The sequence below is a fragment of the Streptomyces sp. NPDC002044 genome (assembly GCF_040296725.1).
Lineage (GTDB): Bacteria > Actinomycetota > Actinomycetes > Streptomycetales > Streptomycetaceae > Streptomyces > Streptomyces antarcticus.
On record NZ_JBEOXU010000038.1, the window covers coordinates 34609 to 51275 of the forward strand.

Annotated in this window: 11 protein-coding genes; 3 read left to right on the forward strand and 8 right to left on the reverse strand. The window is 74.2% G+C overall.

The window, feature by feature from the left end:
* Nucleotides 1-86: 86 nt before the first annotated feature.
* Nucleotides 87-5444 (forward strand): pullulanase-type alpha-1,6-glucosidase, encoded by a 5358-nt coding sequence (gene pulA / locus ABT106_RS12960; RefSeq protein ID WP_351275983.1) that lies wholly within the window; start codon nucleotides 87-89, stop codon nucleotides 5442-5444.
* A gap of 39 nt (nucleotides 5445-5483) precedes the next feature.
* On the opposite strand, the gene ABT106_RS12965 is transcribed toward pulA, so the two are convergent.
* The 8 genes from ABT106_RS12965 to ABT106_RS13000 form a co-directional block, all read right to left on the reverse strand.
* Entirely contained in the window at nucleotides 5484-6020 is a 537-nt protein-coding gene (locus ABT106_RS12965) for a GNAT family N-acetyltransferase (protein WP_351275985.1), read from the reverse strand.
* Between the two features lie 156 nt (nucleotides 6021-6176).
* Nucleotides 6177-6920 carry a TetR/AcrR family transcriptional regulator gene (locus tag ABT106_RS12970; protein WP_351275987.1) on the reverse strand — a complete coding sequence of 248 codons (744 nt, stop codon included), beginning with the start codon at nucleotides 6918-6920 and terminating at the stop codon, nucleotides 6177-6179.
* A 97-nt stretch (nucleotides 6921-7017) separates the two neighbouring features.
* Nucleotides 7018-8064: a PDR/VanB family oxidoreductase gene (locus ABT106_RS12975; RefSeq protein WP_351275989.1), complete on the reverse strand. Its 1047-nt coding sequence runs from the start codon at nucleotides 8062-8064 to the stop codon at nucleotides 7018-7020.
* Entirely contained in the window at nucleotides 8061-8957 is an 897-nt protein-coding gene (locus tag ABT106_RS12980) for a metal-dependent hydrolase (RefSeq protein WP_351275991.1), read from the reverse strand. The genes ABT106_RS12975 and ABT106_RS12980 overlap by 4 nt, the downstream gene beginning before the upstream one ends.
* A 93-nt stretch (nucleotides 8958-9050) precedes the next feature.
* Nucleotides 9051-10967: a hypothetical protein gene (locus ABT106_RS12985; protein WP_502979339.1), complete on the reverse strand. Its 1917-nt coding sequence runs from the start codon at nucleotides 10965-10967 to the stop codon at nucleotides 9051-9053.
* Nucleotides 10968-11101: 134 nt separating this feature from the next.
* A complete protein-coding gene (locus tag ABT106_RS12990; RefSeq protein WP_351275993.1) occupies nucleotides 11102-11896 on the reverse strand; it encodes a tyrosine-protein phosphatase in 795 nt (264 codons plus the stop codon).
* A 77-nt stretch (nucleotides 11897-11973) separates the two neighbouring features.
* Nucleotides 11974-12582: a rhomboid-like protein gene (locus ABT106_RS12995; RefSeq protein ID WP_351275995.1), complete on the reverse strand. Its 609-nt coding sequence runs from the start codon at nucleotides 12580-12582 to the stop codon at nucleotides 11974-11976.
* Nucleotides 12583-12693: 111 nt separating this feature from the next.
* Nucleotides 12694-14070, reverse strand: coding sequence for a tetratricopeptide repeat protein (locus tag ABT106_RS13000; RefSeq protein ID WP_351275997.1), 1377 nt, complete (start codon nucleotides 14068-14070; stop codon nucleotides 12694-12696).
* An 87-nt stretch (nucleotides 14071-14157) separates the two neighbouring features.
* On the opposite strand from ABT106_RS13000, the gene ABT106_RS13005 reads away from it, so the two are divergent.
* Nucleotides 14158-14952: a hypothetical protein gene (locus ABT106_RS13005; RefSeq protein WP_351275999.1), complete on the forward strand. Its 795-nt coding sequence runs from the start codon at nucleotides 14158-14160 to the stop codon at nucleotides 14950-14952.
* Between the two features lie 84 nt (nucleotides 14953-15036).
* Nucleotides 15037-16620, forward strand: coding sequence for a PepSY-associated TM helix domain-containing protein (locus ABT106_RS13010; RefSeq protein WP_351276001.1), 1584 nt, complete (start codon nucleotides 15037-15039; stop codon nucleotides 16618-16620).
* Nucleotides 16621-16667 lie beyond the last annotated feature (47 nt).

Consider the following 16667-nt stretch of genomic DNA (forward strand, 5'->3'; position numbering starts at 1 on the left):
CCGCCCCACAGACCAGGGCCGCCCGGCACCACCCGACCCTGCCACGGGCCGGGCGGCCCTCATCCCCGTACCCAAGGAGAAACGCCTTGATACGCCCCGCCGCAGGAGTCCTCGCCGCCGCTCTGGCCGTGACGCTCCTGCCCGCCCTCCCGGCCGCCGCCGCCCCGGCGCGGCCCCCGGCCCCGCCCTCGGACGCGAAACTGGCCGCCGAGCCCGCCCGGCACGACCTGACCCGCGAGCAGTTCTACTTCGTGCTCCCGGACCGCTTCGCCAACGGCGACCCGCGAAACGACCGGGGCGGCCTGACCGGCTCCCGGCTCCAGACCGGCCTGGACCCGACGGACAAGGGCTTCTACCAGGGCGGCGACCTCAAAGGGCTGACGGAGCGGCTCGACTACGTCAAGGGCCTCGGCACCACGGCCATCTGGCTCGCGCCGATCTTCAAGAACCAGCCGGTGCAGGGCAAGGGCGACGACGTCTCGGCCGGCTACCACGGTTACTGGATCACCGACTTCACCCAGGTCGACCCGCACTTCGGGACCAACGCCGACTTGGAGCGGCTCATCGACAAGGCGCACGGCAAGGGGATGAAGGTCTTCTTCGACGTCATCACCAACCACACCGCCGACGTCGTCGACTACCGGGAAGCCTCGTACTCCTACCTGTCGAAGGGCGCCTTCCCCTACCTCACCGAGGACGGGGTGCCGTTCGACGACGCCGACTACGCGGCCGGCGGGCGGAAGTTCCCGAAGACCGGACCGGACTCCTTCCCCCGGACGCCCTTCGTGCCCGACGCGAAGAAGAACCTCAAGGTGCCGTCCTGGCTCAACGACCCGCGGATGTACCACAACCGGGGTGACTCCACCTTCGCGGGCGAGTCCTCCGAGCAGGGCGACTTCTTCGGGCTCGACGACCTGTGGACCGAGCGTCCCGAGGTCGTCGAGGGGATGGAGAAGATCTACGAGAAGTGGGTCCGGGACTTCGACATCGACGGCTTCCGCATCGACACGGTCAAGCACGTCAACACCGGCTTCTGGACCCAGTGGGCGACCGCCCTCGACGCCTACGCGGCCAAGCGCGGCCGCGACGACTTCTTCATGTTCGGCGAGGTGTACTCCGCCGACACCGCCGTCACCTCCCCGTACGTGACGCGCGGCCGCCTCGACTCCACCCTCGACTTCCCGCTCCAGGACGCGATCCGCGCGTACGCCTCCCAGGGCGCGGGCGCCGGCCGGCTGGGCTCCGTACTGGCCGACGACTACCGGTACACCACCGACAAGGCCAACGCCTACGAGCAGGTCACCTTCCTCGGCAACCACGACATGGGCCGCTTCGGCACCTTCCTCACGCAGGACCGGCCGGGGGCGGGAGAGCAGGAGCTCCTGGACCGCTACCGGCTCGCCAACGAGCTGATGTTCCTCTCCCGGGGCAACCCGGTCGTCTACTCCGGCGACGAGCAGGGCTTCACGGGCGCGGGCGGCGACAAGGACGCCCGCCAGCCGCTCTTCGCCTCGCAGGCCGCCGACTACCTCGACGACGACCAGCTGGGCACCGACCGCACCCACGCGAGCGACGCCTACGATCCGGGACACCCGCTCTACCGGCAGATCAGTGCTCTCTCGAAGCTGACGAAGGCCCACCCGGCCCTGCGCGACGGCGTCCAGAGCGAGCGCCTGGCCGACGGCTCCGTCTACGCCTTCGCCCGCACCGACCCCCGCAGCCGGACCGAGTACCTGGTCGCCGCGAACAACGCCGCCGCGCCCCGTACCGTCGAGCTCGACGCCCCGGCCGGAGCGCGGTACCGCACCCTGTACGGGGGTTCCGCCACGGTCCGCGCCTCCGCAGCCGGCAAGCTCGCCGTCACCGTGCCCGCCTACGGCTCGGTCGTCCTCCAGGCCGCCGCGCCCCCGGCCCGGCCCGCCGTCAAGCCCGCCCTCACCCTCAAGGCCCCCGCCCCCGGCGCGGCCGGCACCGTCGAGCTGAGCGCCGACGTCACCGGCGGCGGCCTGAACCGGGTCGTGTTCGCCGCACAGACCGGCACCGGGAAGTGGCAGGTCCTCGGCTCCGCCGACCACGCCCCGTACAAGGTCACCCAGCACGTCGAGGCCGCCCCCGGCACCGCCCTGCGCTACAAGGCGGTCGTCGTGGACTCCGCCGGCCGCACCGCGAGCGCGACGGCCGCGTCCGTCGCCGGGCAGGTCCCGCCCGTCGAGGTGCCGACCGCGACCCAGCGCGACTACGCCGTCGTCCACTACAACCGGCCCGACGGCGACTACACGAACTGGCGGCTCTACGCCTGGGGCGACGTCGCCGAGGGCGAGACGACCCCCTGGCCCGAGGGCCACCCCTTCACCGGCCGCGACGCCTACGGCGCCTTCGCGTACGTCAAGCTGAGGCCCGGCGCCTCCGCCGTCAACTACCTCGTCATCGACAAGGACGGCACCAAGGACGTCGTCGCCGACCGCACCCTCGACGTCACCAAGACCGGTGAGGTCTGGCTGGAACAGGGCAAGGAGGCCGTCCGCACCGAACGCCCCGCCTACCCGCCGCAGGACACCGCCAAGGCCGTCCTGCACTACCAGCGCCCCGACGGCGCCTACGACGGCTGGGGCCTGCACGTCTGGACCGGCGCCGCGACCCCCACCGACTGGTCCAAGCCGCTGCTGCCCGTCCGCACCGACTCCTACGGCGCGGTCTACGAGGTCCCCCTCGCCGCCGGCGCCACCAGCCTGAGCTACATCCTCCACAAGGGCGACGAGAAGGACCTCCCCACCGACCGGTCCCTCGACCTGAAGGCCACCGGCCACGAGGTCTGGATGCTCGGCGGCCACGAGAAGTACCTCCTCCCGCAGCCCGCCGGCTCCGCCGCCGCCCTCGACCTCGCCAAGGCCGAGGCCGTCTGGATCGACCGCGACACCGTCGCCTGGAACGCCCCCGCGGCCGCCGCCTCCGTCCAGCTCCTCGCCTCCCGCGAGGGCCGGATCACCGCGCGGGACGGCACCCTCCAGGAGGCCGGCGCCGCCCGGCTGCGCCTGACCCGGTCCGAGCTCACCGCCGCCCAGAAGCAGAAGTTCCCGCACCTGGCCGCGTACGCCGCGTACACCGTCGACCCCCGCGACCGCGACCGGGTCCGCGAAGCCCTGCGCGGCCAGCTCGTCGCGAGTGCCCGCGCCGCGAACGGCGCCGTCCTCGCCGCCACCGGCGTCCAGCTCGCCGGCGTCCTCGACGACCTGTACGCGACCGGCGCCGCCCTCGGCCCCGTCTTCAAGGACGGCCGCCCCACCCTCTCCGTCTGGGCCCCCACCGCCCGCGAGGTCGCCCTCGAACTCGACGGCCGCACGGTCCCCATGCGCCGCGACGACGCCACCGGCGTCTGGTCGGTCCGCGGCGAGCGCAACTGGGCCGGCAAGCCCTACCGCTACGCCGTCACCGTATGGGCCCCCAGCGTCCGTCAGGTGGTCCGCAACCTGGTCACCGACCCCTACTCCACCGCCCTGACCGCCGACTCGACGCACAGCCTGGCCGTCGACCTCGCCGACCCGAAGCTCGCCCCGCCCGGCTGGCGGGACCTGCGCAAGCCCGCGCCCGTCCCCTTCACCACCGCCCAGATCCAGGAGCTGCACGTCCGCGACTTCTCCGTCGCCGACCGCACCAGCACCCACCCCGGCCAGTACCTGGCGTTCACCGACACCGCATCGGCCGGCATGCGCCACCTGCGCGACCTGGCCGCCTCCGGCACCTCCTACGTCCACCTCCTGCCCGCCTTCGACATCGGCACCATCCCCGAGAAGCCGGCCGGCCGCACCGAACCGGCCTGCGACCTGAAGGTCTACGCCCCCGACTCCGACCAGCAGCAGACCTGTGTGGCCGCCGCGGCCGCCAAGGACGCCTACAACTGGGGCTACGACCCGCTGCACTACACCGTCCCCGAGGGCAGCTACGCCAGCGACCCGAACGGCACGGCCCGCACCACCGAGTTCCGCAGGATGGTCCAGTCCCTGAACGGGGCCGGACTGCGCACCGTCATGGACGTGGTCTACAACCACACCGTCGCCTCCGGGCAGTCCGACACGTCGGTCCTCGACCGCGTCGTCCCCGGCTACTACCAGCGGCTGCTGCCCGACGGCGCCGTCGCCAACTCCACCTGCTGCTCCAACACCGCGCCCGAGCACGCGATGATGGGCCGCCTGGTCGTCGACTCGGTCGTCACCTGGGCCAAGGAGTACAAGGTCGACGGCTTCCGCTTCGACCTGATGGCACACCACCCCAAGGCCAACATCCTGGCCGTCCGCGCCGCCCTGGACGCCCTGACCCCCGCCAAGGACGGGGTCGACGGAAAGAAGATCGTGCTCTACGGGGAGGGCTGGAACTTCGGCGAGGTCGCCGACGACGCCCGCTTCGTCCAGGCGAGCCAGAAGAACATGGCCGGTACCGGCATCGCCACCTTCTCCGACCGGGCCCGCGACGCGGTCCGCGGCGGCGGTCCCTTCGACGAGGACCCGCGTGTGCAGGGCTTCGCCTCGGGCCTGTTCACCGAGCCGAACGGCTCCCCGGCCAACGGCACCCCCGCCGAGCAGAGGGCCCGGCTGCTGCACGCCCAGGACCTGATCAAGGTCGGCCTGTCGGGGAACCTCGCCTCGTACGCCTTCACCGACACCTCCGGCCGCCGCACCAAGGGCTCCGAGGTGGACTACAACGGCTCCCCGGCCGGATACGCGGCCGCCCCCGGCGACGCCCTCGCCTACGCGGACGCCCACGACAACGAGACCCTCGCGGACGCCCTCACGTACAAGCTCCCGCCCGCCACCAGCCCCGCCGACAAGGCCCGCATGCAGGTCCTGGCCATGGCGACGGCCACCCTCTCACAGGGACCGTCCCTCTCCCAGGCGGGCTCCGACCTGCTCCGTTCCAAGTCCCTGGACCGCAACTCCTACGACAGCGGCGACTGGTTCAACGCCGTCCACTGGGACTGCCGCGACGGCAACGGCTCCGGCCGCGGCCTGCCCCCGGCCGCCGACAACGCCTCCAAGTGGACGTACGCCAAGCCGCTGCTGACCCTGCCCGCCCCCACCTGCGCCGACATCACCGGAACCGCCGCGGCCTTCCGCGACCTCCAGCGCATCCGTACGACGGAACGGGCCTTCGCCCTCACCACCCCGGAGGCCGTCCAGGCGCAGCTGGCCTTCCCGCTCTCGGGCAAGGACGAGACCCCCGGCGTGATCACGATGACCCTGGGAGACCTGGTGGTGGTCTTCAACGCCACCCCGGCCGACCAGTCCCCGCGCGTCCCCGACCTCGCGGGCGGCGCGTACGCCCTGCACCCGGTCCAGGCCGCCGGCTTTGACGCCACGGTCCGCCGGGCCTCCTACGACGCGGCGACGGGGGAGTTCCGCACCCCGGCCCGCACGGTCGCCGTCTTCACCCGCGACGCCGCGCGGCGGTGACGCACCCCGGGTGCCTCCCCGGCCGGAGGCACCCGGGGCTCACACGACGGTGAGCCGGTCCAGCCGCTTCTCCAGCAGGATCACCCCGTAGACACTGCCGTCCTTCGCCTCCTTGTGGGGGAACTCCCCGACCACCCGGTAGCCCGCGCCCCGGTAGTACGCGAGCAGCCGGGGGTTGGTGGAGACGCAGTCCAGCCGCGCGCGGGCCAGCCCGGACCGGGCGATCCGCCGTTCGGCGTGTTCGAGCATGCGGCGCCCGGCTCCGGCGGGCGCCGCCTGACGTTCCACCATCAGCCGGTGCACGTAGCCCGCGACGGGCGGCTGGACCCCCCAGGCCTCCTCGTCGGACCACCACAGCTCGTACCCGCCGACGATCCGCCCGTCGCTGTCCCCGGCGAGCCACACCTCGCCCTCGCGCATCTTCGCCACGAAGTGCGCGGCGTCCTTCTCGCCGGGCTTCCACTGCTGGATCCCGTGCTTCTGCATCCACCGGGCAGCCTGGTCGTACAGCTGCACCAGGGTGGCGGCGTCCTTCTCCGCGGCCGGCCGGAACAAGATCCCGTCGTCAATGATCACGGGGCATTATCGCCACTGCGGTGATCACCGCGGAACAGGCACCCCGCCGGGCACACCGCCGCAAGTCCCGCCCCGGGTACGGGCGGACGCCCGTCCGGGCCGCCGCAGGAGCCTCCCGCAGGCCCGCCGCGGGCCGTGCCGTCCGGTCCCCGCGGCCTACGCCGTGCCGGACCCGCCGGACGCCGCGCCGGGCTGCGGGTCAGGGGCCGGGCCCGCCATCAGCCCGCCGAGCCGCCCGACCAGCTCCCCGAACGTCCCGTCGGCCGGCTCGTCCGCCAGGATCCGTACGAGGATCCCCGCCATCTCCGCGTCGTACGCGGCGCTCACCGCGGCCAGCGCCGCGAAGTCGTGCACCAGCTGCAGCTCCAGCTCGCCCCGCGGGATCTTCCGGCCGTCCAGCCAGATCAGCGCGGTGGACTCGGCGAGCGACACCCACGAGCGCACGACCAGCTGCAGCCGCGCCGGCGGCTCGGAGACGTCCAGGTGCGCGAGGATCTGCTCGTACGCCGCCTGCCGCACCTCGTCGATCATGGCGTTGGCCCGGCTGCTCCCGGCGGCCGGACCGCCCCGCATCAACGCCGAGAAACCGGGGCCGTGTTCGTCGACGAACGAGAAGAACCGTCCCATGACCCGCAGCAGCCGGGCCCCGAGCGGGCCTTCCCGGGGCTCCACGAACCGCAGCGCCAGCTCGTCGGCCGCACGCCGCAGCGCGGCCTCGTACAGGCTCAACTTGCCGGGAAAGTAGTGGTAGACGAGCGGCCGCGATATCCCGGCCGCCGCCGCTATCTCGTCGATCGACACATCGTCGGGCGACCGGTTGCTGAACAGCTCCAGGGCAACCCCGATCAGCTGTTGCCGCCGCTCCTCGACACCCATCCTGCGCCGCACCCCGGTTGTCATGCCGCCACCCTAACTTCTCCGGTCGCCGCGGAGCCCCCGCGGTTCCCGGCCGGGGGCGGACGGCCGGGGGCGGACGGCCGGGGTCACGCCGCCGCCACTACAGATCCAGCACCAGGCGGTCGCCGCGCGCGCGGGAGACGCACAGCAGCATCGAGTCGTCCCGCTCCTGGTCGGTGAGGAGGGTGTCGCGGTGCTCGACCGTGCCCGCCAGGACCCGGTGCTGGCAGGTGCCACAGAACCCCTGCTCGCAGGAGTACGGGGTGCCGGGCAGCTCCCGGCGGACCGCGGCCAGGGCGCTCTCGTCCGCGCCGACCTCGACGGTGCGCCCCGAGCGGCGCAGCTCGACGGTGAAGGGCCGGGCCGGGCCCGTCGCCGCCGCCGCGCCGAAGCGCTCCAGACGCACCGCCGCGGGATCGGTGGCCGCCGCGACCACGGCGTCCATCAGCGGTTCCGGGCCGCAGCAGTAGATCAGGGTGCCGGGCCCGGCCGCGGCGAGCGGGGCCAGGTCGGGGAGGCCCGCCTCGTCCTGGGGGAAGAGGGAGACCCGGTCGCCGTACGCCGCGAGGTCGGCCAGGAAGGGCATCGAGGCGCGCGAGCGGCCCCCGTACAGGAGGGTCCAGTCGGCGCCCGCGGCGGTGGCCGCGCGGAGCATCGGCAGGATCGGCGTGATGCCGATGCCGCCCGCGACGAACACGTACGCACCGGCCGGGACCAGCTCGAACCGGTTGCGGGGCGGCCGCAGTTCCAGCTCGGCGCCCTCGACCAGCCGCGCGTGCGCCTCCCGGGAGCCGCCGCGGCCGTCCTCGACGAGCCGGACCGCGATCGTGTACCGGCCGCTCTCCGCCGGGTCCCCGCACAGGGAGTACTGGCGGACCAGCCCGGACGGCAGCGTGACGTCCACGTGCGCGCCCGGCGCCCAGGCGGGCAGCTCCGGCGATTCCAGGACCAGGTGCAGGACCCCCTCGGCCGGCTCCGTGCGGGAGACGACCAGCGCGCGCAGCGCCCGGCGCGGGGAGTGGCCGGAGACCGGGGTCTCCAGGGCCGGCAGGGGCCACAGCGGCGAGTTCCCGATGCGCCGGCCCAGAGCGCGCCGGGCCGCCCAGGCGGCGCCCGCCGCGACGGTGAGCACGAGGGCGCGCCTCATGCGGCGCCGCCGCCGTTCGCGCCGGGGGAGGTGGCCAGGTAGGCGGTCGCCTGCGCGGTCGAGCCCTCCTGCGAGGGGTGGTAGGTACGGGAGAGGTAGGTGGGGATCGACTTGAGCATCGCCCCCGTGGAGGGCAGGACGCCCTGCTGCCCGGCGCGGAGGAACTGCCCCAGCGAGGCCCTGCCGTTCACGAGGGAGGGGTCGTTCTCCATGAAGAAGCGGACCCCGCGCTGCCACAGGAAGACCAGGGCCGAGAACGCCGTCGCCCAGGTCCGCGCCCGGCGGCGGTAGTTGCCGTCCACGTGCATGAACAGGTCGAAGGCCACCGAGCGGTGCTCGACCTCCTCCGCGCCGTGCCAGCGCAGCAGGTCCAGCATGGTCGGATCGGCGCCCCGCCGGTCCAGCTCGTCCGCGTTCAGCACCCAGTCGCCCAGGAACGCCGTGTAGTGCTCGATCGCCGCGATCATCGCGACCCGTTCCATCAGCCACCACCGCCGCGCCCGGCCCGGGGGCAGGGTCCGGTCGCCGAGGAGCTTCTCGAAGAGCCAGTCCACCTGGGCCGTGTACGGGGTCGGGTCCAGACCCAGGCGCTTCAGGTGGGGCAGCACGTCGTCGTGGGCGGCGGCGTGCATGGCCTCCTGGCCGATGAAGCCGATCACGTCCGCGCGCAGCCGCTCGTCCTCGATGTACGGCAGCACCTGCTTGTAGACGTGGACGAACCACCGCTCGCCCGCGGGGAGCAGCAGGTGCAGCACGTTGATCATGTGCCCGGCGAAGGGGTCCCGGGGCAGCCAGTGCAGCGGGGTGTCCTCCCAGCCGAAGGACACGTTCCGGGGCTTGAGGTCTATGTGTTCCGACGCCACGGGGGCGGGCGCGGGCGGCGTATTAGACATGGCGTCAATGTACTGATGGGTAGGAGCCAGGAGAACCCCTCTGCACGCACTTCCTGACGCGGCCCCGCCGCGACGGCGGGGCCGCCCGCGGGATCAGCGCAGCGACTCCGCCTTCGATCCGTCCGTGAGCTTGCCCGACAGGTCCACCTGTGCCCCGGCCGGCGCCTTGACCGCCAGCCGGTTGCCGTTCGCCGAACCGCTGACCCCGCCGCCCGACGCCGACAGGGAGGCGAACTGCGCGCTGCCCGCGGCGAGTACGTACCACTGCCCCGCCCGCGACTGCCACAGCACGCCCGCCAGCACCCGGGGCTCCCGGGGCCCGCACGCCGCGGTCCCCTCCGCCCGGGCCGCCTGCGCGGCCAGCGGGGCGCCGGGGGCCAGGAACTGCGCCTGGACCCGGTCCGCCGCGCCCTGCCAGGTCTCGGCCCGGGTGCACAGCCAGGCCGCCGTCCCACCGCCCTCGGGGAGCGGCTGCTTGGCGTACGTCCAGGCGTTGACCGTACGGACCCCGTGCGAGCGCACGGACGGCAGCAGGCAGGCGATCCGCTGCCAGTCCCCGAGCTCCGCCGCCTCCGTCACGTCGCGCTCGGCGCCCGGAGCGCCCGACGTCAGCCGGGCCGGGGTCAGTTCGCCGAGGTCGGTGATCAGCCGGGTGGCGCCCGCGCCGGTCAGGGCCAGCGCGTTCCAGCCGGTGCAGTTGCCCCCGGGCGCGGGACCGGCGACCGGCGGGGTCACCCCCTGCGGGGTCAGTTTCAGGGCCGCCGGGGCCGCGCCCGCCTTCAGCAGGTCCCGCAGCGCCGCCCCGGTGACCCAGGGGGCGGTGAGATAGCGGACGTTGCTGTCGACCCGGCTCAGCACCAGGGCCGCCGCGGTGTCCGCCGACGCCCCGTCGGTCCGGGCGAAGTCGAGGGCGGCGCCGGTGGTCCCGGCGCGCGGTTCGGCGTACCGGACCACGCGCAGGCCGTCGTACAGCAGGACCACCACCGCCTGGTCGACGGCGCCCGCGTACAGCAGCTGGGCCGGTCCCATCGCGGGCCCGGTGGGGGTGCCGGGGGTGGCCGAGACGACCACCGAGGACCCCGGCCGGGCCCACACGGCCAGGGCCCGGCGCAGCAGCTCCGCGTCACCGGCGCGGTCGCCGCGCGCCGGCCAGGTGGAGAAGCCCGTACGGGAGGACGTCCGCCACAGCGTCGGCGCGGCCCGGACCAGCTTGCCGGGGTCCAGGGCCTGCTCGGCCGCGGCGTTCAGCGCGTACGGCGGCGCGGCGGGCCCGTCCGACCCCCAGCCCCCGCCGGGCAGCGCGAGCAGCGCCCCGCAGACGGCGAGGGCGGCCCCGGCGGCGAGGGCGGCCCGGGTGAGCCGGCGCCGGCGCAGCAGGTCGGTGGGCCGGGCCTGGAGGACGCACGGGTCGAACTCGGGGGAGGCGAACAGCGCGTCGTTCGCCGCGTCACCGGACTCCGCGACGGCGGCGGCCGGGTCGGCGACCCCGGCGTCGTCCAGCACCCGGAGCACCTCGGGCTCCGACAGCCGCTCCAGGGCGCGCAGCACGCAGGCGGCCCGGCCGGGCCCGCCGAGGGTGGCCAGCCACTGGTCGAGGGCGAGTTCCTCGGCCCCGCCCGAGCGGGGGAACAGCCGCAGCCCCCACACCTGGGGGAGGGCCGGCGGCAGCTGCGCGCGCCGGGGGAACGCGCGGAAGGTCAGCGGAACCCCGGCCTCCAGGGCGGCGCGCAGCACGCGCAGCCGTACGTACGCGTAACCGGAGTCCGCCATGCCGCCGCCGCGCTGGCCCGGGACACCGCCGCGGGCGGCGGCCGTCGTCTCCCGCCGGCCCCGGGGCAGTGCCCGCTGGGTGAGCGAATGGGCGGTGAGCACCCGCCGGTTGCGGCCCAGGGCGGGCGGCAGCACCAGGTAGGCGAGCCGCACCAGCCGCGGGTAGTGCTCGACGATGGCGGCCTCGGCCTGTTCGACGTCGGGAGACAGGGGGCGGGTGGCGGTATCCGGCGCAGTCACGTTCAGCAGAACGAGCGAATCGTCGGATGGTCACCCGCCCCCAGCGCACACGTTCGGGCCCTCCGGGGGTCGCGCACCGCGGCGGCCGCGCTGGGCCGGGTGGCGTACGCCGGGGCGCCGGGGCGGACCGGCCGTCAGGCCACCAGGCGGGCCCGCAGGGCCTCGACCGTCTCGTCGGAGACGCCGAGGCCCTCGCGCACGTACTTCTCCATGGAGCCGTAGCGCGTCTCGACCTCGTTCACCGCGGCCTCCAGGTACGAGGGGAAGACCCCGATCAGCGCGAGCGCGATGTCCGGGTCGCCGCCCGCCGCCGTGAATCCCTCGATCATCGGGGCGAAGGCCCGCTTGACCGCCGGGTTCACCGAAAGGTACTCGGCCATCAGGGTGTCGTCGTCCGCGCCGAGCAGCGACAGGATCACCGTCGCGCCCCAGCCGGTGCGGTCCTTGCCCGCCGTGCAGTGGAAGAGGAGGGGGCCGGACGCGGGGTCGGCCGCCTCGGTGAGCAGCATCCGGTACGCGGCCTGCGCGGACCCGGAGCGCACGAAGGACCGGTAGACGTCCCCGAACAGGGCCTGCGCCTTGCCGCCGCCCAGGTGCTCCTCGGCGACCACCGGGTCGGACAGCAGGTCCTTGAGCTGCGCGGCGGCGGGCATCTCGCCGGAGTTCACCTTGTCCGCGAGCACGTCGCCGACCAGCAGCCGGGCACCGGCCGGGAGGCGGTCCGGATGGTCGGCGCGCTCGGCATCGGTGCGGAAGTCGATGACCGTGCGCAGACCCAGCGCGGCCACCACCGGGTCGGCGCCGAGGTCGAGCCGGTCGAGCTGGCCGGAGCGCAGGAGCAGGCCGGGACGGACGGTGCGGCCGCCGGAGAGCGGGGTGCCGCCGAGGTCGCGGAAGTTGGCGACGGTGGTGGAGGGGGTGGCGGTCATCGTGTCGGCTCCAGCGGTCTGCGAGGGATGCGGGCGGTATGAGCGGCGCGGGGTGCGAAGGGTCTGGGTTACTCGTGTCATGCGGTTCGGGCAATTTTCCGACGACTCGGCGCGGAAAGACAATCGACGGCCAGGGAGATCCCGATCCCCACCCCGAGCGCCGCCAGGTGCCCGGCGTCGGTGAAGGTCCGCCCCCGCTTGACCACCGGGGCCGCGCCGAGCACCAGGAGCCCCGCCCGGGCCGCCGTGCGCACCGCCCCGCGCGGCAGGGCCGAGGTCAGCGCCCCGAGGACGGCGTTGAAGCCGTAGCTGGTCCCCACGTCCAGGGCCCGCCGGGTCGGCGGTCCGGCCGTCCTGCGCAGGACGCCGTACACGAGCAGCGTCGCCGAGGCGTGCCCGAGCAGGAACACCCCGGCGGTCCACCAGGCCCCGTACGCGTACTCGGCGTACCCCAGGACGGCGACGAGCAGCAGCGCGTACGGCAGGGGCATCGGTTCCTCGACCACGAAGGCGCTGGTCAGCAGCGTTTCCCAGCGGCCGGCGTCGAGGTTGTCGACGTTGGTCGAGCAGCCGCGCAGCAGCTGTTCCCGCGCGGCCGGCCCCCTGCGCTCCACGGCGTACGCCCCGAGCTGGACACCGGCCGCGTACACCGTGCTCAGGGGCGACGGCCATGGCAATGGATTCACCCTTCCATGATCGGATACCTCCCTCGCGCGAGCATCACCGGGCCCCGTGGGATGTCGTGCGCAGAGCAGATGTCAGTGGCGCGCAGAGTTGTGTCAGCGGGGACGCTCGTCCTAGAAGGGGGGCTCCAAGGAGTACCCGTTTTCGTCCAGGGAGGGGGGCTCGGGGTTCAGTTGCACAGCTTGCTGTTCGGCCGCGGTGGGGTGGATGGCGATGGCCGCGGCCGCGAGCCCTTGCCGGACCAGAACCTCGCATAGTTCCTTGCGTGCCTCAATCGTGCCGAGGTCTCGCAGTTCGGCAGCGGCGGCGTCGAGGTGGCCGGCCGCGCTGAGAAGGTTGGCCTTGACGATACGGGGGTCGCTCCACGGGTCCGGGTGTGCCTCGGCGAAGGCGATCGCTTCGTCGACCCGGCCGGCGTCAGCCAGGGCCAGGGACCGCCACCAGTGCCGGAAGTCCTCGTGGTCGTGGTGGGGTACGACACTGGGGTGCTCCAGCAGGTACAGCAGCTTTTCGGGGTGGTGGAGAAGCGAGTGGGCCAAGGGCGCCAGGAGGTTGGAGCAGTCGCTCCAGCCGAATCCGGGTTCGGCTACGGCGATCGCGTCGTCCAGCCGGCCGTCCTGCAGCAAGGTCGCGGAGAGCCAGGCCCGGTACCCGACCCAGTCGTCGGCGGCGATGGCCTCGCGCATCACGGTCTCGGCCTCATCGGCCCTGCCGCGCTCGCGAAGGGCGTCGGTGTAGACACCCAGGACCGTGTGTGCGTTCTGCCCGGTGGCCAGCTCGCGCAGGTCTTCGAGCCGACGATGACGTGCGAGGAGTTCGGCGTAGGCCGTGAGCGTGTTCTGGGTGAGGTAGCGGTGTGCGGCTATGTCCTGACCGAGGATCCGGATCGCTTCGTCGGGACGGCCCGCGCGCTCCAGCACCTGGGCCTGCAGTTCCTGCGCGTTGGGGAACGAATGGTTCCACCGCTGTGCGCCCTGAGCGTGGCGTGCGCTGTCGGCGTGCGGGGCGATGAGTTCCAGCACCTGCTCGTCACGGTCCCGGCCTTCGGTGATCTCCACCAGGACGGACAGGGTCCACCATCCGTCGATGTATGGGACGAGCAGCTCGACAGCCTCGTCTACGCGGCCTGCCTTGGCGAGCAGCCCGGCGAAGTCGTGGACCTCGTGCTTCGAGGTCCCGTCGGCTGGGTCCGGACAGGCCAGATCCAACGCTTCTTGCGACCGTCCTGCCGCGAGCAGGATGTCGGCCTTCGCCCACAGGGCGGTCGGCCACCCGGTCACGGCGAATGGCTCGATGATCGTCAGCGCCCGCTCGAATTCCCCTGTCCGGCACAGCTCCTTCACCGCGCCGTCCGCGCAGAACCACTCGCCGCGCTCCACCGCGGCCTGGATCACCTGTTCAAGGTGCCCGTGCTCCAACAGCAGGTTCACGGTTCGCGGTGCAAGCCCCCCGAAGTTCCTCGCCTGCCAGGCAAGATCATCCATGTGCATGGACAGGAGCGTAGGCGCACCTACTGACACGGAACCTGCGTCTCCACTGTCATAACCCTGCGCACGACATGGGAACATGGCCCGGCCATGTCAGAGAACCCCGCGCCGATGCGCGCCACCCGAGCCGCGCTGTTCGCGGCGGTGTGCGTGGCCCTCGGCGCGGTGGGGCACGCGCACATGTCCGGTGCGGACGTGCCGCTCGCGGGGCTCCTCGGGGCCTTCGGCGCGACCGCCGGACTGGCCTGGCTCGGGGCCGGGCGGCGGCGGGGCCCGCTGGGGATCACCGCCTCGCTCCTCGCCCTGCAAGGGGTCCTGCACCTCGCCTTCACCGCCGCCCAGGCCGCACGGACACCGCCCGCGACCGCGCCCCATGGCCGCGGTCACGGCCACCACGGGGCGGCCGGCGTGGCCGGCGCCGGCTCTGCGGACGGCATGGCGGACATGGCGGGCATGGCGGACATGGCGGGCGCGGCGCACAGGGGCTCCGCCGCCGGTCCGGGCGCGATCGACGGCCCGGGCGCGATCGACGCCGTCGCCGGCGTGGTCGCGATGGCCGGGCACGGCGGGGCCGGGATGCTGGCCGCGCACGTGCTCGCCGGGCTGTTCTGCGCCCTCTGGCTGGCCCGGGGCGAGGCGGCCGTGTTCCGGCTGGCCCGCGTCCTGGGCTCCGCCGCGCTGCACACCGCCCGGCCGCTCGCCCGCGCGGTCGCGCTGGTGCGGACACGGGTGGTGCCGGTGCCGGCTCCGCCCGCGCCGCGCCCCGCGGCCATACGACCGCGCCGCCTGCGCGGAGCCGTACACGCCCACACCGTGGTCCGGCGCGGGCCGCCGGGGATCCGGGCCTTGCGTACCGCGGCCCCCGGCCGTCCTGCCCGCGCCTGACCGGCGCACCTCCCGGCCCCGCGCCGGCGGAGGGCGAGACCTGGGGCCGGTTTCCCCATGTCTCCGCCACCACCTAGGACCCCCATGTCCCTTGAAGAGGTTCAGGACGTCCGCACCCCGGACGCCGACCCCGCCGCCGGCAGAACCACCGGCAGCGCCACCACCGGCAGCACCACCGAGTCCGCCACCGCCACCGAGTCCGCCACCGCCACCGAGTCCGCCACCGCCGACGCCGCGCGCAGGCGCCCCGGCAGCGGCTGGGCCGCCCTGCGCCCGCTGCTCCTGCGCACGCACTTCTACGCGGGCCTGCTCATCGCCCCGCTGCTGTTCGTGGCCGCCGCCACCGGGCTGCTCTACGCCGCCTCCTGGCAGGCCGAGGCGATCGTCTACGCCGACGAGCTGACCGTCGACCGCGTCGGCGACACCCCGCTGGCCCTCAGCGCCCAGGTCGCCGCGGCCCGGGACGCCGCGCCCCGGGGGGAGGTCGTGTCCGTCTGGCCCGCGCCCGACGCCGAGGCGACCACCCGCGTGATCATGGAGAGCCCGGGTCTGCCCGAGGGCGAGACCCTGACCGTTTTCATCGACCCGTATACGGCCGAGGTGCGCGGGCAGCTCACCACCGTGGGTGACGCGCTGCCGCTGCGGGCCTGGCTGAGCGAGTTCCACTCCAGCCTCCACCTCGGTGAGTTCGGCCGGAACTACAGCGAACTCGCCGCGAGCTGGCTGTGGGTGGTCGCCCTCGGCGGCCTCGCCCTGTGGATCGGCCGCCGCCGCAAGCGCGCGTCCGAACTGGTCGTACCCGACCGCAAGGCCACCGGCCGCCGCCGCACCCTGTCCTGGCACGGCGCCGTCGGGCTCTGGGCCGTCGCCGGCCTCGTGGTGCTCTCCGCCACCGGCCTGACCTGGTCGCGGTACGCGGGCGAGAACATCGGGCAGCTTCAGGACCGCCTCGGCGGCGCCACCCCCGCGGTCTCCGCCTCGGTGAACGGCGGCCCGGACGGCGGCGCCGACGAGCACGCGGGGCACGTCATGCCCGACGGCACGCAGATGGCGCCGCCCGCTCCCACCGCGGACCTCGGCATCGACCGCGCGGTGGAGGCCGCCCGGGCCGCCGGGGTCACCGAGTCCCTCCAGGTGACGCTTCCCTCCCAGGGCAAGGGGTACGTGGTCAAGGAGAAGGACAAGCTGGTGCCGGTGCACCTGGACGCCGTCTCCGTCGACCCCGCCGACGCCCGCGTCATGGACGAACTCCGCTTCGCCGACTATCCCCTGCTCGCCCAGCTGACCCGCTTCGGCATCGACCTGCACATGGGCATGACCTTCGGCCTCGCCAACCAGCTCGCGCTGGCCGCGCTCGCCGTCGCGGTGATGTTCCTGGTCTTCTGGGGTTACCGGATGTGGTGGCTGCGCAGGCCGACGAAGGACCGCGCGCTGTCCGTGGGCCGCGCCCAGCCGCGCGGGGCCTGGCGGAAGCTGCCGGTGACCCTGCTGCTGCCGCTGGCCGCGGTGACCGCCGTCGTCGGCTGGTTCGTGCCGATGCTCGGGATCAGCCTGCTGGTCTTCCTCGTGCTCGACGCGGCCCTCGGCTTCGTGGCCGGACGCCGGGCGAGGACCGCAGCGGACACCGGCACCGGCACCGGTGCGGAGGCCGCCCCGAGCACGGTCTAGCGGACCGGGGCCCGGCCGGCGGGCGGGGGCCCCGGAACGGCCGAAGG